This is a genomic window from Gluconacetobacter diazotrophicus PA1 5 (assembly GCF_000067045.1).
GTDB lineage: Bacteria > Pseudomonadota > Alphaproteobacteria > Acetobacterales > Acetobacteraceae > Gluconacetobacter > Gluconacetobacter diazotrophicus.
In genome coordinates this window covers 1,747,533-1,767,823 of the sequence record NC_010125.1, presented here as the reverse complement: position 1 = coordinate 1,767,823, position 20,291 = coordinate 1,747,533, and the positions used below count along the sequence as shown (strand labels likewise).

The window sequence follows — 20,291 nt, the reverse complement described above, 5'->3', positions numbered from 1 at the left end:
CAGCGACACCCATTCTCGACGAACCCGCCATGCAACCTCAGCCCGGCGCGGCCGCCGCCGCGTCACCCCCCTTGAGGGGGAACGGCAGGATGTAGCGCGTCCCGCCTTCCTCGACGATGGTCAGCGTCCCGCCCAGTTGCCGGGCAAAGCCCCGGATCAACTGCATGCCGATGCCGGTGCGATCGACGGTGGCGCGCAAGCGCCCCTGCGCCAGGCCGATCCCGTCATCGGCGATTTCCAGCCGGGCCTGCCGCGCATCCACCTGGTTCAGCCGGACCGTGATGGTGCCGCGCCGCCCGTCGGGAAAGGCGTATTTGATCGCATTGGTGACGATTTCCGTGATGATCAGGGCCAGCGGAACCGCCTGGTCGGGCTCCAGCGCCAGTTTTTCGGCGCTGACGGACAGGACGATCCGGCCGTCGCGGTCCTCGCCCGCCGCCTGGAAGATCTGGCCGCAGAGTTCGGTGGCGAAATGCTCCATGCTCAGGCTGAACAGCTCGCCCTCGGCGTACAGGTAGCGATGCAGCGTCGCCAGGGCGCGCACCCGATCGCGCGCCTGGGCGAACTCCTCGCGCGCTTCGGGCTGGCGAATGCGGCTGACCTGCAAATTCAGAAGGGAAGCAACGATCTGCAGGTTGTTCTTCACCCGGTGATGCACCTCTTTCATCAGCAGTTCCTGCCTGACGGAAGCGCGGGCCAGACGCTGTTCGTGCCGGGTCAGGCTCCGGGTGGCCTGGGTGAAGGCATGGGCAAGGCGGCGAATTTCGGTCGGCATCGCCCAACTGGCATGTGCGTCGAACACGCCGCCGCCCGACTGCCACAACCCGACCGAACTGGTCAGGCGCCGCAGCGGCGCGACAAGCAGGATATTCGCGCTTTGCGCCACGCCGGCCAGACCGAAGGCCAGCAGCGCCACGATGACGAACAGCCAGACCGCGAACATGATCAGGGCATGCGTCTCGGCCGAATTGCGGCGCGTCACGGTCAGGGCGGCCACCCCGCCCTCCACCGGCCCGTACGCATAGGCCGCGTCGCCGACGCTGAACGTCCTGCGGGTATTCGACAGGTCGGACGGCATGGACCGGATCCAGCGTATGACCTGCGGCGGCGGCGCGCCCGGCTGCCAGCAATCGTCGCATAGCGGGGCGATGTCATGGTTGCGCCCGACGATCCAAGCCTCGATCGCACCGTCCTGCTGGATGAAATCCAGGCGCGGATCGCCGATCTGCAGATGATGGCGGCTCCAGACCACGGGCATGATCGCGGTCAGGAACCCCTTGCGGACGATGTTGCCTTCGGAATCGGCGATCGCAGTGGGAACGGTGATGCGGATATAGGAGTACCCGCCAGGGTTGGGACCCGCGATGACCAGCGGGCGGATCCGTACATCGCCGCTGAAGCGTGGCAGGTCATCGTCCGGCACCTGGGCGGGCAGCGGCAGCGGGCGACCGCTATCGACCGCCACCTGGATCACCCCCCGATCGTCCAGCAACGCCATCTGCCGGTAGAAATGCCCGGTCAGGGACTGCGCCAGTTGCAGGGTGCGCGCGATGCCCGGCTCGTCCAGCGACATATGGCTGACCGACAGCAGCAGGGCACTGACATGATCGACGTCGTGACGGATTTCCAGGTCGATGCGGCTGACCGCCATGTCGGCGCGGAACGCGGGGGCGGCCAGGGTGTGCCGATAGCTGTTCCAGGCCTGCAACCCGCCGATCACGGCAATGGGCCCCGCCGAGAACAGGATGATCAGCATCATGCGCGCACTGACCGTATCGAACAGCCGCCAAAGCCGCGCAACACGCGGGGCATTATGCCCCGGGCGGCCGTAACCCTTCTTACGATCCATCTATTTCCCGGTCTTGCGGTCTTCCTCGATCAGACGCAGCAGTTCTTCAGGAACCGGTTCGCGCGCCACATCATCGAATAACTGATGCAGCCCACGCTTCAGCCATAGCTCGAACGGATCGTCTTGCTGGGCTTTCATAGTGCTCTTTGACGGCCTTTTGGGAGGAGAATCCTTGGGCCGCGTCATCATTGATCCCTGAGGCCCACTGCTACCCCGCCAAAACTCTCGGACCCGCGTTCCGGTTGCATAAATGTTTACAAACCGTAAATCACCCCCCGCGGACAGTCCAGCCACTGCCCGATCAATATCGACCAAATTATGGCAAGGCGCCGTCAGCCCCCCTGCCTCTTTTCAGGGGCGGGGTGCGGCTGCCCCCTGCGCGGCGGTCCGTTCGGCCAGAAGCCCCCTCAGCCGGGCCGCACGGATCTTGACCTGGGTGCTGTCATATTCGCCCATCATCCAGCTCTCCAGTTGCCGGCGGGCCCGGAACACGCGGCTTTTGGCCGTGCCGACCGCGCACCCCGTCGCCTCGGCAAGGGATTCGTAGCTCATGCCGTGCAGGACCACCATGATCAGCGCTTCGCGCTGATCGTCGGGAAGGCGATCCATCGCCAGCGCCAGGTCCTTCAGCGCCAGCCTGTCCTCGTGCGAGGCCGAAGTCGCCAGCGCCGCCGCAGGCACGTCCTCGATATCCGTCGTCTCCCGCCGCTTGCGCAGGTCGGAGATGAAACGGTTGCGCAGGATGCGGTGCATCCATGCCGAAAAATTTGTGCCGGGGATGAAGCTCTCCTTGGCCGCCAACGCGTTGCATACGGCATCCTGCACCAGATCCTCCGCCATCGTCCTGTTGCGCGTCAGGGCGAGGGCCTGGACCCGCAGGCGGGGAAGGATCGAGATGACCTGGTCATGAAAATTGTTCGTCATTGGTTTCGGTTCCCTTCACACATCCGAAACAATGAACGGCGGCGCGACAGGGTTGCGTTTTTGTCATAACGAAGACGTGAGGTCCGCTTTTCGCCCCGTCACGGGGCCTCGTCGGCCGCAGGATCGCATTCCAGGTCGGCGTCCAGACCGCAGTCTTCGTGGGGCCGGGCGACCAGGATGGCCAGCCGGGCCCGGGCCCGCGACACGCGTGCCTTCATCGTGCCCACCGGCACGCCGCAGATCCTGGCCGCTTCCTCGTGCGTCATCTCCTGCGCGCCCACCAGGATCAGCGCCTCGCGCAGCAGGGGGGTCAGCAGCCAGAACACGCTTTCCAGATCGCGCACGTCGTCGCCCGAACTGGCCGGCCGCCCCTGGGTGCCGTGTCGCGGCTCGGCGGCATAATCGCTCATGACCAGCCGTTCACGCTGGTTGCGGCGCCTCTGCTCGTAAAAGATGTTGCGCTGGATGGTGAACAGCCACGCCTTCAGGTTGGTGTCCGCCCGGAACTGCTCCAGCGCCCCCAGCGCACGGACCACCGTCTCCTGCACAAGATCGTCAGAGGCCGCCGTATCCCGCGTCAGGAAGCGCGCAAACCCCCGCAAATCAGGTAAAAGACACATGATCTCGCGCCGCAGTTGCGATATCGTGCGATCACTCGCCGAGGCACTTTCTGACGCCAGGGTATGTCCCCTATTTTCCTTGCGAACAATTGTAACACTGTCATGATCCGGACAGATACCATATTCCTTCGGAGTTGAACGCCCGATGCCCCACTCGCGGCGGCAGGATCTGATCCGCGCCCTTCCCTATGTGTTTGGTCCCGGGATTTGGTGGTGCATTATTTTCACATGAGTGGAAGGATGCGCTATGGGCCAGGTTCACCACGGAAGCGCCACGACGACAGCGGCAGTCCGTCGAGCGATACAACATAGTCAAGAGAGCCTGAGGGTTCTGGCGAAACGCTACGGGATCAACCCGAAGACGGTCGCCAAATGGAAGGGGCGGACCGATACGTCGGATCGACGCACCGGTCCGAAGGTCGCATCCTCAACCATCCTGTCGACCGAAGAAGAAGCGATCGTTGTGGCCTTCCGTCGCCATACCTGCATGCCTCTTGATGATTGCCTTTATGCGCTTCAGGCGACGATCCCGCATCTGACGCGATCTTCCCTGCACCGTTGTTTTCAGCGCCATGGGATCAGCCGCCTGCCCGAGACCGAAGGCGACAAACCAAGACGGTCGAAGTTCAAGAGTTATCCGATCGGCTATTTTCACATCGACATTGCTGAAGTCCGCACTGAAATGGGGCGCCTTTATCTTCTGGTGGCGATCGACCGGACCTCGAAATTCGCTTTTGTCCAATTGCACGAGAAAGCGACACGTCGCGTTGCCGGTGACTTCCTGCGTGCTCTGGCCGCTGCGGTTCCCTACCGCATCCATACCGTGCTGACCGATAACGGCACGCATTTTACCGATCCGGCCGGCAATGGATGGACACCCGAAGACATCAAGGCCATGCGGGCGGATGGTGTCCTGTTCCGGTGCCACTCTTTTGAACTGGCCTGTGCTGATCTCGATATCGAGCATCGACTGACAAAGCCGCGACATCCCTGGACGAATGGCCAGGTCGAGAGGATGAACCGCACGATCAAGGACGCCACCGTCAAGCGCTTCTACTACGAAACACATGACCAGTTGCGTCAACACCTCGCCGACTTCGTTACCGCCTACAATTTCGCCCGCAGGCTCAAGACCCTGCGCGGCCTCACTCCATATGAATTCATTTGTCAGCAGTGGGAAAAAGAACCATCACGGTTCATACATTAATCCGCACCACCAAATCCCGGGACAAAACACCTATGCCAGGCGATATGCGCGCGCCCTGACCGGCAGCCAATCGCGCGGTGACCTCCTGGTTGCCGAAAGCCTGCGGGGCCTCGCCCTCGCGGAGGTCGGATCGCTGCCGGCCCGGCAGAGCCTGTATCAATGGATTTCCCGCCATTACCGACCCGCGGACACCTCCCATCCCGGAACGGACGCCCCGACCGGGATGGGGACGATCGAACGCAAGCTGCTGCTGCTGACGTCGCTGGAGGAACTGCCGATCGCCGAGGCGGCGCGGATCGTCGACCTGGACCTGGCCCGGGCCACCGAGATCCTGGCGCATGCCCGTGCCGGACTGCGCACGGTGGCCGAGACCTCGATCCTGATCATCGAGGACGAGCCGATCATCGCCATGGATATCGAGGACCTCGTGCGGCGCTGCGGCCATCAGGTCGCCGGCGTGGCCGCGACGGAAGCCGACGCCATCGCCCTGGCCCGGGAAACCCGCCCGGGCCTGATCCTGGCCGACATCAACCTGGGCGCGGGCGGTGACGGCATGAACGCCGTCACCAGCATCCTGCGCCACCACGACGCGCCGGTCATCTTCGTCACCGCCTATCCCGAACGACTGCTGACCGGCGAGGCCGTGGAACCCGCCTTCGTCATCACCAAGCCGTTCGAGCCGACGACCCTGGCCATCGCGACCTACCAGGCGGTCACCGGCGGCCCGCAGATAAGATAGGCCGGGCACCGGGCAAGGCATGGCCCTTGCGCCGGGCATGGCGCTTGGGCCAGAACCCTTGGCATGGCGCCTCCCCTTCTTCTCCTCCAGGACATCACGCTCACGCTCGGCGGCAAGCCGCTGCTGGACGGGGCCGGGTTCGGCGTATCCGCCGGCGAGCGGATCTGCCTGGTCGGCCGCAACGGCAGCGGAAAGTCCACCCTGCTGCGCATCGCGTCCGGCGACCTGCTGCCCGATGACGGCACCTGCTTCCTCCAGCCCGGCACCTCGGTCCGCACCCTGCCGCAGGAGCCCGACCTGTCGGGCTTCGCCACCACGCTGGATTACGTCCGCGCGGGCATGGCCCCCGGCGACCCGGAACACCGCGCCGCCCTGCTGCTGGGCGAACTGGGCCTGACGGGGGCCGAGGACCCGGCCAGCCTGTCGGGGGGCGAGGCCAGGCGCTGCGCGCTGGCCCGGGCCCTGGCGCCCGAGCCCGACCTGCTGCTGCTGGACGAGCCGACCAACCATCTGGACATGCCCACCATCGAATGGCTGGAACGCGAATTGCTGTCGCTGTCCTCGGCCATGGTGATCATCAGCCATGACCGGCGGCTGCTGGAAACCCTGTCGCGCAGCGTCGTCTGGCTGGATCGCGGCACGACCCGCCGCCTGGACCAGGGTTTCGCCCGCTTCGAATCCTGGCGCGAGGAGGTTCTGGAGCAGGAAACCCGCGACGCCCACAAGCTGGACCGCCAGATCGCGCGCGAAGAGGACTGGATGCGCTACGGCGTCACCGCCCGGCGCAAGCGCAACGTCCGGCGGGTGGGCGAACTGGCCGCCCTGCGGCAGGCCCGGCGCGAGGCCGTGCGCACGCCCGGCGGCCTGAAGATGCAGGCCAGCGAGGACGGGCTGTCCGGCAAGCTGGTCGCCGTGGCCGAACAGGTGCGCAAGGCCTACGGGTCCCGCGTGATCGTCGACGGGCTGGACCTGCGGCTGCTGCGGGGCGACCGTCTGGGCATCGTCGGCGCCAACGGCGCGGGCAAGAGTACGCTGCTGCGCCTGCTGACCGGCCAGGACCAGCCCGATTCCGGCGAGATCCGGGTCGGCACCGCCCTGTCCACGGTCACGCTCGACCAGCAGCGCCGGGCGCTGGACCCCGCCCGCACGCTGGCCGATACGCTGACCGGCGGCGGGGGCGACATGGTCCAGGTCGGGACCGAAAAACGCCACGTCGTCGGCTACATGAAGGATTTCCTGTTCCGTCCCGAACAGGCGCGCACCCCCGTCGGCATGCTGTCGGGCGGCGAGCGCGGGCGGCTGATGCTGGCCTGCGCGCTGGCGCGTCCCTCCAACCTGCTGGTCCTGGACGAACCGACCAACGACCTGGACCTGGAGACCCTGGACCTGCTGCAGGAGATGCTGGACGATTATTCCGGCACCGTCCTGCTGGTCAGCCATGACCGCGACTTCCTGGACCGCGTCGCGACGTCGGTGCTGGTGGCCGAGGGCGACGGGCGATGGGTTGAATATGCGGGCGGATATAGCGACATGCTGGCCCAGCGCGGCGGCGTGGCCCCGGCCGGCCGGGGCCGGCGCCCCGGCACGGAAACGCAGGCCCCCGCCCAGAAGCGTCCGGACAAGGGACCGGCACGCAAGCTGTCCTACAAGGACCAGCATGCGCTGGACCGCCTGCCGGGCCAGATCGCGGCGCTGGAGGATGAAATCGGCCGCTTGCGCACCGTTCTGTCGGATGGTGCGTTGTATGCCCGCGATCCGGCGGCGTTCACGGCGGCGACCGGGCAACTGGAACGGGCCGAGGCCGAACTGACCGCGGCCGAGGAACGGTGGCTGGAACTGGAAATGCTGCGCGAAACGCTGGGTTCGTCCTGACCCGGCGCCGGGTCTTCCGATGCCCCCGGAGCCGCGCGGCGAAACGGGACACAGGCAGAAGGAAGACCGCGCCATGCCGACATCCGCCGCCTCCGCCCTTGCCCGCGAAGTGATCGGCCCCTGCCCCCGGACCGCCGCCCCCCTGTCCCGGGCCGAGTCCGAAACCCTGCTGGGCCAGGTGCCCAACTGGACGCTGTCACCCGACGGCACGCTTCTGTTACGCGCCTTCGTCCTGCCCGATTTCACGACCGCCTATGCGCTGGTCGAACGCATCGCCGCCCTGGCCGAAGCCGCCGACCACCACCCCGACATCGCGTTCGGCTGGGGCTATGTGCGGCTGTCGCTGCAAAGCCATTCCATCGGCGGGCTGCACCGCAACGATTTCATCATGGCGGCGCGGATCGAAACGCTGCCGCATTAAGGTGGCGAAGCCACCCGGTGCACCAGCCCGGATCTCTCCATCCGCGCGCGGGCGGCCGCGATTCCGTTGGTGACGGCCAGGGCCGCCGCCAGGGCGCGGCGTCCGGCCTGGGCGTCGACCAGCACCGGCACCCCGTCCAGGCAGGCGGCGGCAAAGGCCGCGTGCTCGGCGGCCAGCGTGTCGTGGTCGTCCCACGTCACGGCTTCGCGCCGGAAGCCCCCGGTGCCCGGCAGGGGCAGTCCCTTCTCGCGCCCGATCATCGTCAGCTCGCGCTTCACGAAATCGGCGGACAGATAGCCCTCTTCGGAAAACAGCCTCATGCGCCGCTCGGTCTTCAGCGAGATCCGGCTTGCGGTGATGGTGGCCACGCAGCCATTGGCGAATCGGACGCGGGCATTGGCGATGTCCTCGTGCTGCGAACTGACCGCCGCGCCCAGCGCGTCGACATCCTCGATCTCGCTGTCCACGATCGCCAGCACCAGGTCCAGGTCGTGGATCATCAGGTCCAGGATCACCGACACGTCGGTCCCGCGCGGCTTGAACGGGGCGATGCGCGTGGCCTCGATATAAAGGGGACGGCTGATCCGCTCGGTGATCGCCCGATGCTCGGCGGAATAGCGCAGCAGGTGGCCGACCTGCAGCACCAGCCCGGTCTCCGCCGCCAGCGCGGCCAGCCGGTCCGCCTGCTCCAGGGTCGAGGCGATGGGCTTTTCCACCAGCACGTGCCGCCCCGCGCGCAGGGCACGGTCGGCCAGCACGAAATGATGTTCGGCGGGCGCCGCGATCACCACCGCCTCGCACTGCTCCAGCAGCGCGTCCAGCGGCAGGGCCGGCGCGCCGCCGGCCTCCGCCCCCACCGTGGCCGCCCGCGCCATGTCGGGATCATGCACGCCCACCAGGCTTTCCCGGGCCGAAGACGCGACCTTCAGGGCGTGGAACCGCCCGAAATGCCCGGCGCCGATGACGCCGACGCGCAACCGGCGCGCTTCGTCCCCCCGCCCGGCCCCGCGCCCCGTTCCGCCGCCGAAAAACCCTGCCATCGTCCCCTCCCGCGTCCGCGATGACGAAGGGGTAGAACAGCCATGGCGGATGGGCCAGAGGGGGCCGGCATGTGTTCCCGTTTTGTTCTTGACGGGCGGAAGGAGGGTCTGCCACCATGGATGGACACCCCGGAGCCCACGATGCCAGACCCCTCCCCCATCCGCATCGGCCAGGGACAGCAGACGCGTTCGGCGGCCCGGACGCTGGACGAACGGTCCACCAGCCTGGCCGGCATCCGCCACGGACGCGGCGCCACGCTGTCGCTGCCCGACCGCCACGCCGCGCAGCAGGCGTCCCCCGTCGATGACGGATGGGGCACGCTGGCCGAGGGCGAAGACGGCGCGCCGCGCACCGAACTGTCGTTCGAGGCCGCCCGGACCATCATCACCCGCAACACCAGCCCCGACCTGGGCTTCGACCGGTCGATCAATGCCTATCGCGGGTGCGAGCACGGCTGCATCTATTGCTATGCCCGTCCCACCCATGCCTGGCTGGGCCTGTCGCCCGGGCTGGATTTCGAAACCCGCCTGACCTGCAAGCCCGATGCCGCGCGTCTGCTGGAACAGGAACTGCGCCGCCCGTCCTACCAGCCGCGCCCCATCGCGCTGGGCACCAATACCGACCCGTACCAGCCGGTGGAGCGCACACAGGCCATCACCCGCGCCATCCTGGCGGTGCTGGAGCGGTTTTCCCATCCCGTGACCATCGTCACCAAATCGGCCGGAATCCTGCGCGACCTCGATATCCTGGGCGACATGGCGGCGCGCAGACTGGTGCATGTCAGCCTGTCCGTCACGACCCTGGACCCCGACCTGGCACGGAGGATGGAACCACGGGCCTCGACCCCGGCACGGAGGCTGGAGGCCATTGCCGCGCTGGCCCGGGCCGGAATCCCCACCAGCGTCATGGCCGCGCCGATGATCCCGGCGCTGACCGATCACGAACTGGAGGCGATCCTGAAGGAAGCCGCCCGGGCCGGGGCCAGCGGCGCCGCCTATGTCCTGCTGCGCCTGCCGCTGGAGGTCGCGCCGCTGTTCGAGGACTGGCTTGCCCGCCATTACCCGGACCGGGCGCAGCACGTGCTGCGGCGGATCCGCGCGATGCGTGGCGGGGCGCTGTACGATTCGACCTTCGGCCGGCGCGGCCGTGGCGAGGGCGCGGAGGCCGACCTGCTGCGGCAGCGTTTCCTGCGCGCCCGCCGCGCGCTGGGGCTGGACCGTGAGCGGCCGCTGGATTGTTCCCGCTTCGCGCCGCCGCCCTTGCGCCAGGACCCGCAGCTATCACTGTTTTAGGCGGGCAGTCCGGCAACAGGCCGCACGAAACGCGACCGGAACGGATGGATTTGCCTCCACGGCCCCTGCCAGGCGGTTGCATCCTGCGCCACGGCCCGGCATGTTCCCGCCCCACGAGAACTGGGAGCCGGCTGGGCCGGGCGTAAGGAGCACCCCTTTCAGTCATGATGTATTACAGCCGGCTCAAATTGGCCTCGGTCGTGGCCGTATGTCTTCTGGGAATGTTGCTCTGCCTTCCCAACGCCCTGCGCCAGCCCGCCCCCGCCGTGCCGTGGCGCCAGATCCACCTGGGGCTGGACCTGCGCGGCGGGTCGTACCTGCTGATGCAGGTGGACATGAACAGCATCCGCGCCGACCGCCTGCAGACCCTGGCGGACGGCACGCGCCAGGCGCTGCTGGGCGCCGGCCTGGGCTACCGTGACATCGCGACCGACGCGCAGGCCGGAACCGTGACCTTCACGCCCCGCGAGCCCGCCGAGTCCGATGCGGACCTGAAGACCCTGCGCGCCATGCCGAAGGCGGTGGCCGACGAATTTTCGGTCGATCGCCGGCCTGACGGCAGCATCGCCATCACGCTGTCGCCCGTCGCCATGCGCCAGCGCGCGGCCGAGGCCGTGACCCAATCGATCGAAATCGTGCGCCGCCGCATCGACGCGACCGGCGCGGTCGATCCCGAGATCACCCGCCAGGGCGAGGATCGCATCATCGTCGAACTGCCCGGCATCAGCGACCCCGAGCATGTCAAGAAGCTGCTGGGCACCACGGCGAAGATGACCTTCCACATGGTGCAGGAAAACGCCCTGGGCTCTGCCGTGCCCGGTCCCGGCGTCACCCTGCTGCCGATGCTGAACGCGCCGGACCAGAAGCTGCCGGTCAGGGACCATGTCGATGTCGACGGGTCCGACCTGACCAACGCGGGGGCGGCCATCGACCAGCAGAGCGGCGAATGGGCGGTCAATTTCACCTTCGATTCCGCCGGCGCGCGGGCCTTCGCCGCGACGACGCAGGCCAATGTCGGCCGTCGCTTCGCCATCGTGCTGGACAACAAGGTGGTCCAGGCCCCGGTCATCCGCACCGCCATTACCGGCGGCAACGGCCAGATCACCGGCGGCTTCGACGCGCAGTCGGCTACCGACCTGGCGCTGCTGCTGCGGGCCGGCGCGCTGCCGGCGCCGCTGTCGGTCATCGAACAGCGTTCGATCGGCCCGTCGCTGGGCGCCGATTCGATCCGCGCGGGCATGATCAGCCTGGGCGTGGGCTTCGCGCTGGTGATCGTGTTCATGGCGCTGTTCTACGGCCGGTTCGGCTGGTACGCGAACGCCGCCCTGCTGGCCAACCTGGTCCTGATGGTGGCCGTGCTGTCGCTGTTCCAGGCCACGCTGACGCTGCCCGGCATGGCCGGCATGCTGCTGACCCTGGGCATGGCGGTGGATGCGAACATCCTGATCAACGAACGCGTGCGCGAGGAAGTCGGCCGTGGCCGCACCCCGCTGGCGGCGATGCAGACCGGTTTCGAACGCGCGACCTCCACCATCCTGGACAGCAACGCCACCGCTTTGCTGGCGCATATCATGCTGTTCGTCTTCGGCACCGGCCCGGTCCAGAATTTCGCCCTGACGATCATGATCGGCATCGCGACCACGCTGTTCACCACCCTGCTGCTGTCGCGGATGCTGATGGTGCGCTGGTACGCCCGCACCCGTCCCACCGCCCTTCCAGTTTGGAGGCGCATCATGTTCTCTCGTCCCCTCCTGCGCTTCGTGCCCAAGGGCACCCGGATCAACTTCATGCGCGGCCGTTTCGTCGGCCTAGCGACCTCCGCCGTGCTGTCGATCGCATCCGTGATCCTGTTCCTGCATCCCGGCCTGACGCTGGGGCTGGACTTCCGGGGCGGCATCGTGGTCGAGGCCCGGACCCAGGGCCCGGCCGATTTCGGCAAGATCCGCGCGGCCCTGGCCGCCCAGCATGTCGAGGCCGCGGGCGTGCAGTCCTTCGGCGCGCCCGACGACGTGCTGATCCGCCTGGACGCGCCCCCCGCCGGCGACCACGACCGCGAGGCCCATACCCAGGCCATGGTGGATTCCGTGCGCCACGCCGTGGCCACCCTGCCCGGCGCGCAGGTGCTGCGGGCCGACGCGGTGGGCGCGTCGGTGTCGGCCGAACTGTTCCGCAACGGCATGCTGGCCCTGGGCATCAGCCTGCTGATGATCCTGGGCTATATCTGGTTCCGGTTCGAATGGGAGTTCGCGGTCAGCGCGGTCGTCACCCTGGTGCTGGACCTGACCAAGACCATCGGCTTCCTGGTGCTGACGCATTTCGAATTCGACCTGGTGATGGTCGCGGCCATCCTGACGATCCTGGGCTATTCCACCAACGACAAGGTGGTTGTGTACGACCGGGTGCGGGAAAACCTGCGCAAATACCGCACCATGCCCCTGGCCGAGCTGATCGACCTGTCGATCAATGAAACACTGGGCCGCACGCTGGGCACGTCCTCGACGGTCTTCCTGGCGGCGCTGCCGCTGGCGCTGTTCGGCGCCAGCCTGTCCAGCTTCGCCTGGGTGATGCTGTTCGGGATCGTGGTCGGGACATCGTCCTCGATCTTTATCGCGGCGCCGCTCCTGCTTCTACTGGGCGAGAAGCGACTTCGGCGCGACGCGCGTCCGGCGCGCTGACCGGCGCCGGCAGGCAGGCGGCGGTCGATCCGCTGTCGGCCTGCCCGACGCAGGCCAGCATCACTGGATGGCGACCTGGACCCGGCGCTCGCCGCCCTCGGTGGGATGCAGGACGTTTTCCGCCGCCAGGTGCCGGGCATACAGCGTGGTGGCGACCAGGTCGCGGGCCTGATCCTGCTTCAGGTGGCCGCTGGCCAGGCGGCCGCTGACCATGCCCTGCGCGATGAAATAGGTATCGATACTCAGATAGGCTTGCAGCGCCAGCGGCAGTTGCTCCATCGGCCGCACGGCGGCGTCGGGCGCCGTGGCGCGGCATCCCGCCATGGCCAGCACCCCGGCCAGCGTCAGCACAAGGGGACGCCCGGATCGCCGGCGCCGGTCGAACGAGGCGGGCGGTCTCTTCATCATGTCCGGGCTTCCTGTCATCAGCGAAGACTCTATCCTTCGATCGCGTCCAGTTGAAGCGACCAGGGGCGGCTTTTTGTCCCGACGGCACGCAGCGCGGCGCCGAAGCCCTGATCCGCGCCCGGCCGGGTTGCCCCACGGGGGAACGTCCGGCATGTGGTGGGCAGGTTCCATCAAGCCAAGGAGTACGATCCATGACCCAGCGTGTGGCTCTTGTCACCGGGGGAAGCCGGGGTATCGGCGCGGCCATCGCCCGGAAACTGGCCGAGGACGGCTTTGACATCGCCCTGACCTACGCCAGCAACGCCACGGCGGCGGCCCAGGTCGTCCAGCAGGTCGAGGCGGCGGGACGCAAGGGTGTGGCCATCAAGGCCGATGGCGGGACGACCGACGGCAACATCGCCGCCGTGCGCGACACCGTGAAGGCCCTCGGCCGGCTGGACGTGCTGGTCTGCAACGCCGGGATGTATCCCTACGGCCCGATCGGCGAGGCGACGGTGGAGCAGATCGAAAGGACGCTGAACCTGAACCTGCGCGCCGTGATGGTGGAAACCATGGAAGCCGTGGCGCACATGACGCACGGCGGCCGGCTGATCTATATCGGCTCGGCCTTCGGCGCGCGGGCGCCCTTCCCCGGCATCTCGCTCTATGCCGCCACCAAGGCGGCGCTGTGCGGCTTCGCGCGCGGCGTGGCGCGGGACCTCGGGCCCCGCGGCATCACCGCCAACGTGGTGGAACCCGGCCCCATCGATACGGAACTGAACCCCGCCACGGGCCAGGCCGCCGACATGCTGCGCAGCTTCACCGCCACCGGCGCCTATGGCGCGGTATCCGACATCGCCGGACTGGTGTCCTTCCTGGCCGGCCCGCAGGCCGGTTACATCACCGGGGCGGCGCTGGCGGTCGATGGCGGCCTGACAGCGTAACCGGACGAACCGGAAGCGGCCGCCCTGGGTGGGCGGCCGCTTTCGTGATCATCGCGCAATGGAATCGCGCACCGTTCGATGATAAAGGGTCGATCGACCACCGCCCGTTCAATACCGATTTGATGACGATCCGGACCTCGCACCTCCGGGACAGGGCTCATCGCGACAAGGCGCCCGCCTTGGCATCGGTATCTGCACGGAGGCCCCTATCATGACGGTCGATCTTCTTATCCGCGACGCCTATATCTACGTCGATCGCGATCATGAAATCGCGGACGGCTGGCTGGCCATCAAGGACCGGCGCGTTCATTCCGTCGGCGCTGAAGTCGCGACGGCGCCCCCCGCCCGGACCATCCTTTCCGCGCGGGTGCAACTGGTCACGCCGGGGCTGATCAACGCGCATCACCACATGTACCAGAACCTGACGCGGGCTTATGCGCCGGTGACGAACGGCACGCTGTTCGAATGGCTGACGGGTCTCTATCCGCTATGGGCGGACCTGGACGCGGAATCGGTCTACCTGTCGACCTGCGTCGCCATGGTCGAATTGCTGATGGGCGGCTGCACGACCTCGATGGACCATATGTATGTCCATCCCAAGCCCTTCCTGATCGACGCGCAGTTTCGCGCCGCGCGGGATATCGGCTTTCGTTTTTATGCCACGCGCGGGTCCATGACGCGGTCGGTGAAGGATGGTGGCCTTCCGCCCGCATCCGTCGTGCAGGACGAGGACACCATCCTGGCGGACAGCGAACGGCTGGTCGCGGCGTTCCATGACGCGTCGCCCGGCGCGATGGGCCGCGTGGCCCTGGCCCCGTGCTCGCTGTTCAGCGTGTCCGAGCGGATCATGACCGAATCGGCACGGCTGGCGGAAAAGCACGATCTGCGGCTGCACACCCATCTGGCGGAAGACCCCGACGAGGACCGGTATTGCGCCGATGTCTATGGGTGCACACCCACCGAATATTTCGAACGCGTGGGCTGGGCCACCCCCCGGTCGTGGGTGGCGCATTACATCTACCCCTCCAGCGACGAGATCGATCGCCTGGCCCATGCCGGGGTCTGCACGGCGCAGTGCCCGTGTTCCAACATGATGATCGGCGGCGGCGCGGCCGATGCGATGGGCATGCGCCGGCGCGGTATGCGGGTGGGGCTGGGCTGCGACGGCTCGGCCTCCACCGACCACGGATCAATGTGGCTGGAAACCCGCATGGCGCTGCTGCTGGGTCGCTTCAGGAACGGCCCGCATTCCATGTCGGCGCGTGATGCGCTGGACATGGCGACGCGCGGGGGCGCCGCCTGCCTGGGGTGGGAGGACGAGATCGGGCACCTGCGGCCCGGCGCCTGCGCGGACCTGGTCATCTGGAAGATGTCGGATATCGCGCGGGCCGGGGCCTTGAGCGACCCGGTCGAGGCCTGGCTGCGCTGCGCCCCCGCCGTCGCAGGGACGACAATCGTCAACGGCGCGATCCTGGTCGAGGACGGCGTGCCGGTCATGTCCAACCTGGCCGAAATCCTGCGCGACCATGCGCGCGAGGCCCGTCGCATCCAGCGCCTGTAACGCCCGGTGGGCGCGAGGTCATGCCCCGCGCCCACCGGACGGGCCGGACGTCAGGGCGCCGTCTTTTCCCTGGTGGCCAGCAGGTCGCGGATTTCCTGCAGCAGCACTTCGCTGCGCGGCGGCGCGGGCGGCGCGGCCGGGGCTTCGTGCTTCACAGTCAGCTTGTTCACGCCCTTGACCACCCAGAAGATCACGAAGCCGATGATGACGAACTGGATGACGGCGTTCAGGAACAGGCCCAGATTGATCGTGACCGCCCCGGCCTTCTGTGCGTCGGCCAGGGTGGGCAGATGCGGCCCGCGCAGGGTGAAGAAGACGTTGGTGAAGTCGATGCCGCCGATCAGCAGTCCGATGAACGGCGTAAAGATGTCCTTGACCAGGCTGTTGACGATCCCGGTGAAAGCGGCGCCGATGATGACACCGACCGCCAGGTCGACGACGTTCCCCCGCATGAGGAACGTCCGGAATTCGGAAATCCATCCCGGGGCGTGGATGGACGGGATCTTCGTGGCCATGGAGCCTCCTTCTTTTGGCTTACCCTGATAGCAATCCGCCGACCGTCGCAGGAACAGGAAAACAGCACGTTACCGCATTCCCGCCGCCGGCGTGGCGCCCGCGCCCCAGATAGACATTGATCCGGGGCCGGCGCTCGTCTATACGCCCACGCAAACGCCCCCGGTCGGCATCGGCGGGCCCAACATGTAAGGTTTGACGATGAAATCCGGCATCCATCCCGACTACCACGAAATCAACGTCATCATGACGGACGGCACCGAATACAAGACGCGTTCGTGCTACGCGCAGCCGGGCGCGACCCTGCGCCTGGACATCGACCCGAAGTCCCATCCGGCGTGGACGGGCGTGCAGCGCATGCTCGACACCGGGGGCCAGGTGGCGAAGTTCAACAAGAAGTTCGGTGGCCTGGGACGCCGCGCCAAAGCCTGATGCCGGCCGGGGGGTCCGCCCCCCGATCATCGCGATCATGTCTTGCGGAAACCCCGCCCCTTGAAAGAGGGCGCGGGGTTTCTCACGTATGGGACACGGGAACGCCATCCGGGTTCCCGCCAGCCAGGCACAGCCCGCTCGCCGAGGGGTATCGCGTTGCCTGCTGACATAGACCTTGCTGTTGAGGAGGTTGACATGACCTATGATTTCGCGCCGCTGTTTCGGACGGCCATCGGTTTCGACCGGCTTGCACGCCTTGTGGACAACGCCGCGCAAAACCCGGCGGTTCCGTCCTATCCCCCGTACAATATCGAACGGCTGGGTGACGGAAGCTACGTCCTGACCATGGCGGTGGCGGGCTTCGGCCCGGACGATATCGACCTGACGGTCCAGGATAACATGCTGGTCGTGACGGGGCGCGTCGCCAGCACCGCCCCGGCCGGCGAACTGCTGCATCGCGGCATCGCCACCCGCGCGTTCGACCGCCGCTTCGCCCTGGCCGATCATATCCTGGTCGAGGGCGCGGACCTGACGAACGGCCTGCTGCGCATCACCGTCAAGCATGTGGTGCCGGAGGCACTGAAGCCGCGCCGCATTCCGATCACCACTGCCTCCCCCGCCGTCGCACCTCCGGCGGAACCGGAACGGGTCGAAGCCCCCGCCGCCAATGACGGCGTCGCGGCGTCCCCGGCGGAACACGCGGCCTGATCGCGGCCAACACGTTGCATTCAGACCATGAAAGGGGGTCGGACCGCTGGTCCGACCCCTTTTTTCGCGGTCCCGAGCGCCCCTGCCTTCCTGCACCCTTGACCCGCCCCCCCGGCCGGCCCCATATCCATGGTCAAGTCATTGCGCGTCTGCAGGCACGCAGGGCGCCCGGGTCTCGGGGCGCCGACATGGGAAGGGTGCCTGCGCGGCGCCACCCATAGCGCAGTTAGGACCCGTCACCATGAATGCACTGCCCCTGATGCCGAAGGCCACCGCCGTGTGGTTGATCGAAAAGACGGCGCTGACCTTTACCCAGATCGCGGAATTCTGCGGTATGCATCCGCTGGAAGTGCAGGCCATCGCGGATGGCGAGGTCGCGCAGGGCATCGTCGGCTACGATCCGGTGGCCAATCATCAGGTGCGGCAGGAAGACATCGCCCGCTGCGAGGGCAATCCCGACCTGCGGCTGAAGATCCTGACGACGCCGAATCCGATTCATCGCCGGTCCAAGGGCGCGCGCTATACCCCCGTGGCCAAGCGCAACGACCGCCCGGACGCCATTGCCTTCATCCTGCGCAACTTCCCGCAGCTTTCGGAACAGCAGATCGTCAAGCTGGTCGGCACCACCAAGGACACGATCGCGAAGGTCCGCGACCGGCAGCACTGGAACAGCGCGAACATCAAGCCGCGCGATCCGGTCATCCTGGGCCTGTGCAGCCAGACCGACCTGAACGCCATGGTGCACGCCGCCAACGAGCGCCTGGCCCGCGAAGGCCAGGCCGTTCCGGCGCCGCTGGATATCGGCGAAGACGTCGCCTGATCCCGGCTCTCCGGGGGTGTTCTCCCCGGTAGACCCCGCCGTCAGGCGGGGTGGGACAGCCGTTCGATCTCTTCCTTGATGCGCAGCTTCTCGACCTTCAGCCGCTGCAGCACGGCGGGGTCGGGTGCGGGTCGGTGGTCCTCGTCGAAAATCCGGTCGTCGAGACGGGCATGACGCAGTCGCAGGCTGTGAATCCTGGCTTCGTAGGACATGGGACCTCCGGCAGATGTGCGTTTCGGTGTTGTCAGCCTAGGCCAGCCCCGCGTCCGGTGCGTATGTTAAATTTGCAGGACTTGGCGGGGCGGCCATGCATCTCGCCATCCTGGCTGGAATGGATAGAATGGCCCCGATGACCACAGGTTAGACAGGCAACATGCTGACAGACCGGGATACACTGCTACGGAAGCTGCACGAACTGCGCAGCGAGCACCGCGACCTTGACACCGTCATCAGCCGGCTGGCCCTGCATCCAATGGACCAGCTCCAGCTTCAACGCCTGAAGAAGCGCAAATTGCTGCTGAAGGACGAAATCGCGTGGCTGGAAAGCCGCCTGATCCCCGACAATATCGCCTGACCTCCATCCCTGATCCCCGAAAGCCTGCCCGCGTGAGCGATACGCCCCCCCTGCCCGATACCGCACCCTCATCCGCCGACATGTCCGCCCCGCTCGTGGGGATCATCATGGGCAGCCAGTCGGACTGGGAAACCATGCGGCATGCCGCCGAGATCCTGGGCAGGCTGGGCGTCGCGCACGAAGTCCGGATCGTTTCGGCCCATCGCACGCCCGACCGGCTGGCGGACTACGCCCGCACGGCCGCCGGACGCGGGCTGAAGGTCGTCATCGCCGGCGCCGGGGGGGCGGCGCACCTGCCGGGCATGTGCGCGGCGTGGACCATCCTGCCGGTGCTGGGCGTGCCGGTGGAATCGCATGCGCTGAAGGGCATGGACAGCCTGCTGTCCATCGTCCAGATGCCCGGTGGCGTTCCCGTCGGCACCCTGGCGATCGGCAAGGCCGGGGCCATCAATGCGGCGCTGATGGCATCCTCCATCCTCGCGCTGGGCGATGCGGCCCTGTCCGCCCGGCTGGCGGCGTGGCGCACGGCGCAGACGGACGCGGTCGCGGACGTCCCGGCCCGATGAGCGCCCCCTTCCCCGAAGCCCTGCCCGCCGGGGCGGTGCTGGGCATCGTCGGCGGCGGCCAGTTGGGCCGGATGTCGGCCGTCGCCGCCGCCCAACTGGGGTTTCGCGCCCACATCCTGACCGACGAGGCCGAGGGACCGGCCGCCCAGGTCGCCCACGCCGTCACGGTCGGCGCCTATGACGACCCCGACGTGCTGCGACGCTTCGCCTCGTCCGTCGATGTCGTGACGTTCGAATTCGAGAATATCAGCGCCGATGGGCTGGAACTGCTGGCCGGCCTGTGTCCCGTCCGCCCGTCGGGCCGCATCCTGCGCATCAGCCAGGATCGCATCGCGGAGAAACGGTTCCTGGCCGGGGCGGGAATTCCCCTGGCCCCGTGGGCCGAAATCCATACGCCGCAGGATCTCGACACCGCGATCGCGACACTGGGCCTGCCCTTCATCCTGAAGACCACCCGGCTGGGCTATGACGGCAAGGGGCAGCACCGCGTGCACGCCCCGGACGAGGCCCTGCCGGGCTTCCATGCCCTGGCCCCGCATCCCCTGGTGGCCGAGGCGATGATCGATTTCGCATGCGAAGTCAGCGTGATGGTCGCGCGCGGGCTGGACGGCACGGCCGTGACCTTCGACGTGACCGAGAACCGCCACCGGAACGGCATCCTGGATATCAGCCTGGCACCGGCCCGTGTTTCCGCCGACATCGCGGAACAGGCGCGCGACATCGCCATGCGCGTCGCGACCGCGCTGGACCTGGTCGGCCTGCTGGGCGTGGAAATGTTCGTGGACCGTGACGGCCGGGTCCTGGTCAATGAAATCGCCCCCCGGCCGCATAATTCCGGCCACTGGACGATGGATGCCTGCCCGGTGGACCAGTTCGCCATGCATGTCCGCGCCGTGACGGGCTTGCCGCTGCCCCCGGCCGTCCGCCATTCCGACGCGGTGATGAAGAATCTGGTCGGCCCCGACGACATGGCCCTCTGGCCCGCCATCCTGGCCACCCCGGGCCTGCTGCCCCACCATTACGGCAAGGAAGAGGCCCGGCCCGGCCGCAAGATGGGCCATGTCAACGTCCTGTTCCCCCATGGCGGCCTGCCGGGCGAATTCGGGGTAAACGCGGCGCTGGCGCCCTGCCTTCGAAATTCATAGA

At 67.5% G+C, this 20,291-nt stretch carries 21 protein-coding genes and 1 pseudogene; 14 read left to right on the top strand and 8 right to left on the bottom strand.

From position 1 onward, the window contains the following. Positions 1–37 precede the first annotated feature (37 nt). The 4 genes from GDI_RS08275 to GDI_RS08260 form a co-directional block, all read right to left on the bottom strand. Positions 38–1,849 (bottom strand): sensor histidine kinase, encoded by a 1,812-nt coding sequence (locus GDI_RS08275; RefSeq protein WP_012225243.1) that lies wholly within the window; start codon positions 1,847–1,849, stop codon positions 38–40. Continuing rightward, positions 1,850–2,038 carry a hypothetical protein gene (locus tag GDI_RS08270; RefSeq protein WP_012555001.1) on the bottom strand — a complete coding sequence of 63 codons (189 nt, stop codon included), beginning with the start codon at positions 2,036–2,038 and terminating at the stop codon, positions 1,850–1,852. A 162-nt stretch (positions 2,039–2,200) separates the two neighbouring features. Continuing rightward, complete coding sequence (locus tag GDI_RS08265) at positions 2,201–2,773, bottom strand: sigma-70 family RNA polymerase sigma factor (protein WP_012225239.1); 573 nt, start codon at positions 2,771–2,773, stop codon at positions 2,201–2,203. Positions 2,774–2,871: 98 nt separating this feature from the next. Next, positions 2,872–3,393 (bottom strand): sigma-70 family RNA polymerase sigma factor, encoded by a 522-nt coding sequence (locus tag GDI_RS08260; protein ID WP_012225237.1) that lies wholly within the window; start codon positions 3,391–3,393, stop codon positions 2,872–2,874. A 247-nt stretch (positions 3,394–3,640) separates the two neighbouring features. Between GDI_RS08260 and GDI_RS08255 the strand changes: the two are divergent. The 4 genes and pseudogenes from GDI_RS08255 to GDI_RS08240 form a co-directional block, all read left to right on the top strand. Further along, positions 3,641–4,628: pseudogene (locus GDI_RS08255) on the top strand (IS481-like element ISGdi9 family transposase); the annotation flags it as partial. Continuing rightward, a complete protein-coding gene (locus tag GDI_RS08250) occupies positions 4,614–5,339 on the top strand; it encodes a response regulator (RefSeq protein ID WP_041249745.1) in 726 nt (241 codons plus the stop codon). The pseudogene GDI_RS08255 and the gene GDI_RS08250, both read left to right, overlap by 15 nt. A gap of 63 nt (positions 5,340–5,402) precedes the next feature. Continuing rightward, positions 5,403–7,211 (top strand): ABC-F family ATP-binding cassette domain-containing protein, encoded by a 1,809-nt coding sequence (locus tag GDI_RS08245; RefSeq protein ID WP_012225231.1) that lies wholly within the window; start codon positions 5,403–5,405, stop codon positions 7,209–7,211. A 73-nt stretch (positions 7,212–7,284) separates the two neighbouring features. Further along, positions 7,285–7,632 (top strand): 4a-hydroxytetrahydrobiopterin dehydratase, encoded by a 348-nt coding sequence (locus GDI_RS08240; protein WP_012225229.1) that lies wholly within the window; start codon positions 7,285–7,287, stop codon positions 7,630–7,632. Here the strand turns inward: GDI_RS08240 and GDI_RS08235 are convergent. Continuing rightward, entirely contained in the window at positions 7,629–8,672 is a 1,044-nt protein-coding gene (locus GDI_RS08235; protein ID WP_012225222.1) for a Gfo/Idh/MocA family protein, read from the bottom strand. The genes GDI_RS08240 and GDI_RS08235 overlap by 4 nt on opposite strands. A 141-nt stretch (positions 8,673–8,813) precedes the next feature. Between GDI_RS08235 and GDI_RS08230 the strand changes: the two genes are divergently transcribed. Both GDI_RS08230 and secD read left to right on the top strand, forming a co-directional pair. Continuing rightward, entirely contained in the window at positions 8,814–9,965 is a 1,152-nt protein-coding gene (locus GDI_RS08230; protein WP_144880013.1) for a PA0069 family radical SAM protein, read from the top strand. A gap of 164 nt (positions 9,966–10,129) precedes the next feature. Then, entirely contained in the window at positions 10,130–12,640 is a 2,511-nt protein-coding gene (secD, locus tag GDI_RS08225; RefSeq protein WP_012225218.1) for a protein translocase subunit SecD, read from the top strand. 60 nt (positions 12,641–12,700) lie between these two features. Here secD and GDI_RS08220 read toward each other — a convergent pair whose 3' ends face one another. Beyond that, the gene (locus GDI_RS08220; RefSeq protein WP_041249363.1) at positions 12,701–13,048 is read right to left on the bottom strand and encodes a hypothetical protein; all 348 of its coding nucleotides are present in this window, start codon (positions 13,046–13,048) and stop codon (positions 12,701–12,703) included. A 191-nt stretch (positions 13,049–13,239) separates the two neighbouring features. On the opposite strand from GDI_RS08220, the gene GDI_RS08215 reads away from it, so the two are divergent. Next, a complete protein-coding gene (locus GDI_RS08215; protein WP_012225214.1) occupies positions 13,240–13,971 on the top strand; it encodes an SDR family NAD(P)-dependent oxidoreductase in 732 nt (243 codons plus the stop codon). 211 nt (positions 13,972–14,182) lie between these two features. Continuing rightward, entirely contained in the window at positions 14,183–15,532 is a 1,350-nt protein-coding gene (locus tag GDI_RS08210; protein ID WP_012225212.1) for an 8-oxoguanine deaminase, read from the top strand. 50 nt (positions 15,533–15,582) lie between these two features. Here the strand turns inward: GDI_RS08210 and mscL are convergent, their stop codons facing one another. Beyond that, positions 15,583–16,047, bottom strand: a complete 465-nt coding sequence (gene mscL, locus GDI_RS08205; protein WP_012225210.1) for a large conductance mechanosensitive channel protein MscL — start codon at positions 16,045–16,047, stop codon at positions 15,583–15,585. 199 nt (positions 16,048–16,246) lie between these two features. Here mscL and rpmE point away from each other — a divergent pair, with 199 nt between their 5' ends. From rpmE to GDI_RS08190, 3 genes are all read left to right on the top strand, one after another. Next, positions 16,247–16,477, top strand: a complete 231-nt coding sequence (gene rpmE, locus GDI_RS08200) for a 50S ribosomal protein L31 (protein ID WP_012225209.1) — start codon at positions 16,247–16,249, stop codon at positions 16,475–16,477. Positions 16,478–16,672: 195 nt separating this feature from the next. Then, entirely contained in the window at positions 16,673–17,185 is a 513-nt protein-coding gene (locus tag GDI_RS08195; protein ID WP_012225207.1) for an Hsp20 family protein, read from the top strand. Between the two features lie 241 nt (positions 17,186–17,426). Then, positions 17,427–18,005: a DUF1013 domain-containing protein gene (locus GDI_RS08190; RefSeq protein WP_012225206.1), complete on the top strand. Its 579-nt coding sequence runs from the start codon at positions 17,427–17,429 to the stop codon at positions 18,003–18,005. A 41-nt stretch (positions 18,006–18,046) separates the two neighbouring features. Here GDI_RS08190 and GDI_RS19085 read toward each other — a convergent pair whose 3' ends face one another. After that, on the bottom strand, positions 18,047–18,217 hold the full coding sequence (locus GDI_RS19085) for a YdcH family protein (RefSeq protein WP_012225204.1): 171 nt from the start codon (positions 18,215–18,217) through the stop codon (positions 18,047–18,049). 161 nt (positions 18,218–18,378) lie between these two features. On the opposite strand from GDI_RS19085, the gene GDI_RS08185 reads away from it, so the two are divergent. The 3 genes from GDI_RS08185 to GDI_RS08175 all read left to right on the top strand — a co-directional run bounded on the left by GDI_RS08185 (position 18,379) and on the right by GDI_RS08175 (position 20,290). Continuing rightward, a complete protein-coding gene (locus tag GDI_RS08185; RefSeq protein ID WP_012225202.1) occupies positions 18,379–18,579 on the top strand; it encodes a YdcH family protein in 201 nt (66 codons plus the stop codon). A gap of 80 nt (positions 18,580–18,659) precedes the next feature. Continuing rightward, entirely contained in the window at positions 18,660–19,145 is a 486-nt protein-coding gene (gene purE / locus GDI_RS08180; RefSeq protein ID WP_012225200.1) for a 5-(carboxyamino)imidazole ribonucleotide mutase, read from the top strand. Continuing rightward, the gene (locus GDI_RS08175; protein WP_012225199.1) at positions 19,142–20,290 is read left to right on the top strand and encodes a 5-(carboxyamino)imidazole ribonucleotide synthase; all 1,149 of its coding nucleotides are present in this window, start codon (positions 19,142–19,144) and stop codon (positions 20,288–20,290) included. Before purE ends, GDI_RS08175 begins: the two co-directional genes overlap by 4 nt. Position 20,291: the final 1 nt, after the last annotated feature.

Bases quoted from the DNA above. Each gene is read 5' to 3' on its own strand.
- GDI_RS08275 (WP_012225243.1), bottom strand. From the start codon at position 1,849: ATGGATCGTAAGAAGGGTTACGGCCGCCCGGGGCATAATGCCCCGCGT.
- GDI_RS08270 (WP_012555001.1), bottom strand. From the start codon at position 2,038: ATGATGACGCGGCCCAAGGATTCTCCTCCCAAAAGGCCGTCAAAGAGC.
- GDI_RS08265 (WP_012225239.1), bottom strand. From the start codon at position 2,773: ATGACGAACAATTTTCATGACCAGGTCATCTCGATCCTTCCCCGCCTG.
- GDI_RS08260 (WP_012225237.1), bottom strand. From the start codon at position 3,393: ATGTGTCTTTTACCTGATTTGCGGGGGTTTGCGCGCTTCCTGACGCGG.
- GDI_RS08245 (WP_012225231.1), top strand. From the start codon at position 5,403: ATGGCGCCTCCCCTTCTTCTCCTCCAGGACATCACGCTCACGCTCGGC.
- GDI_RS08240 (WP_012225229.1), top strand. From the start codon at position 7,285: ATGCCGACATCCGCCGCCTCCGCCCTTGCCCGCGAAGTGATCGGCCCC.
- GDI_RS08235 (WP_012225222.1), bottom strand. From the start codon at position 8,672: ATGGCAGGGTTTTTCGGCGGCGGAACGGGGCGCGGGGCCGGGCGGGGG.
- GDI_RS08230 (WP_144880013.1), top strand. From the start codon at position 8,814: ATGCCAGACCCCTCCCCCATCCGCATCGGCCAGGGACAGCAGACGCGT.
- secD (WP_012225218.1), top strand. From the start codon at position 10,130: ATGATGTATTACAGCCGGCTCAAATTGGCCTCGGTCGTGGCCGTATGT.
- GDI_RS08220 (WP_041249363.1), bottom strand. From the start codon at position 13,048: ATGATGAAGAGACCGCCCGCCTCGTTCGACCGGCGCCGGCGATCCGGG.
- GDI_RS08215 (WP_012225214.1), top strand. From the start codon at position 13,240: ATGACCCAGCGTGTGGCTCTTGTCACCGGGGGAAGCCGGGGTATCGGC.
- GDI_RS08210 (WP_012225212.1), top strand. From the start codon at position 14,183: ATGACGGTCGATCTTCTTATCCGCGACGCCTATATCTACGTCGATCGC.
- mscL (WP_012225210.1), bottom strand. From the start codon at position 16,047: ATGGCCACGAAGATCCCGTCCATCCACGCCCCGGGATGGATTTCCGAA.
- rpmE (WP_012225209.1), top strand. From the start codon at position 16,247: ATGAAATCCGGCATCCATCCCGACTACCACGAAATCAACGTCATCATG.
- GDI_RS08195 (WP_012225207.1), top strand. From the start codon at position 16,673: ATGACCTATGATTTCGCGCCGCTGTTTCGGACGGCCATCGGTTTCGAC.
- GDI_RS08190 (WP_012225206.1), top strand. From the start codon at position 17,427: ATGAATGCACTGCCCCTGATGCCGAAGGCCACCGCCGTGTGGTTGATC.
- GDI_RS19085 (WP_012225204.1), bottom strand. From the start codon at position 18,217: ATGTCCTACGAAGCCAGGATTCACAGCCTGCGACTGCGTCATGCCCGT.
- GDI_RS08185 (WP_012225202.1), top strand. From the start codon at position 18,379: ATGCTGACAGACCGGGATACACTGCTACGGAAGCTGCACGAACTGCGC.
- purE (WP_012225200.1), top strand. From the start codon at position 18,660: ATGTCCGCCCCGCTCGTGGGGATCATCATGGGCAGCCAGTCGGACTGG.
- GDI_RS08175 (WP_012225199.1), top strand. From the start codon at position 19,142: ATGAGCGCCCCCTTCCCCGAAGCCCTGCCCGCCGGGGCGGTGCTGGGC.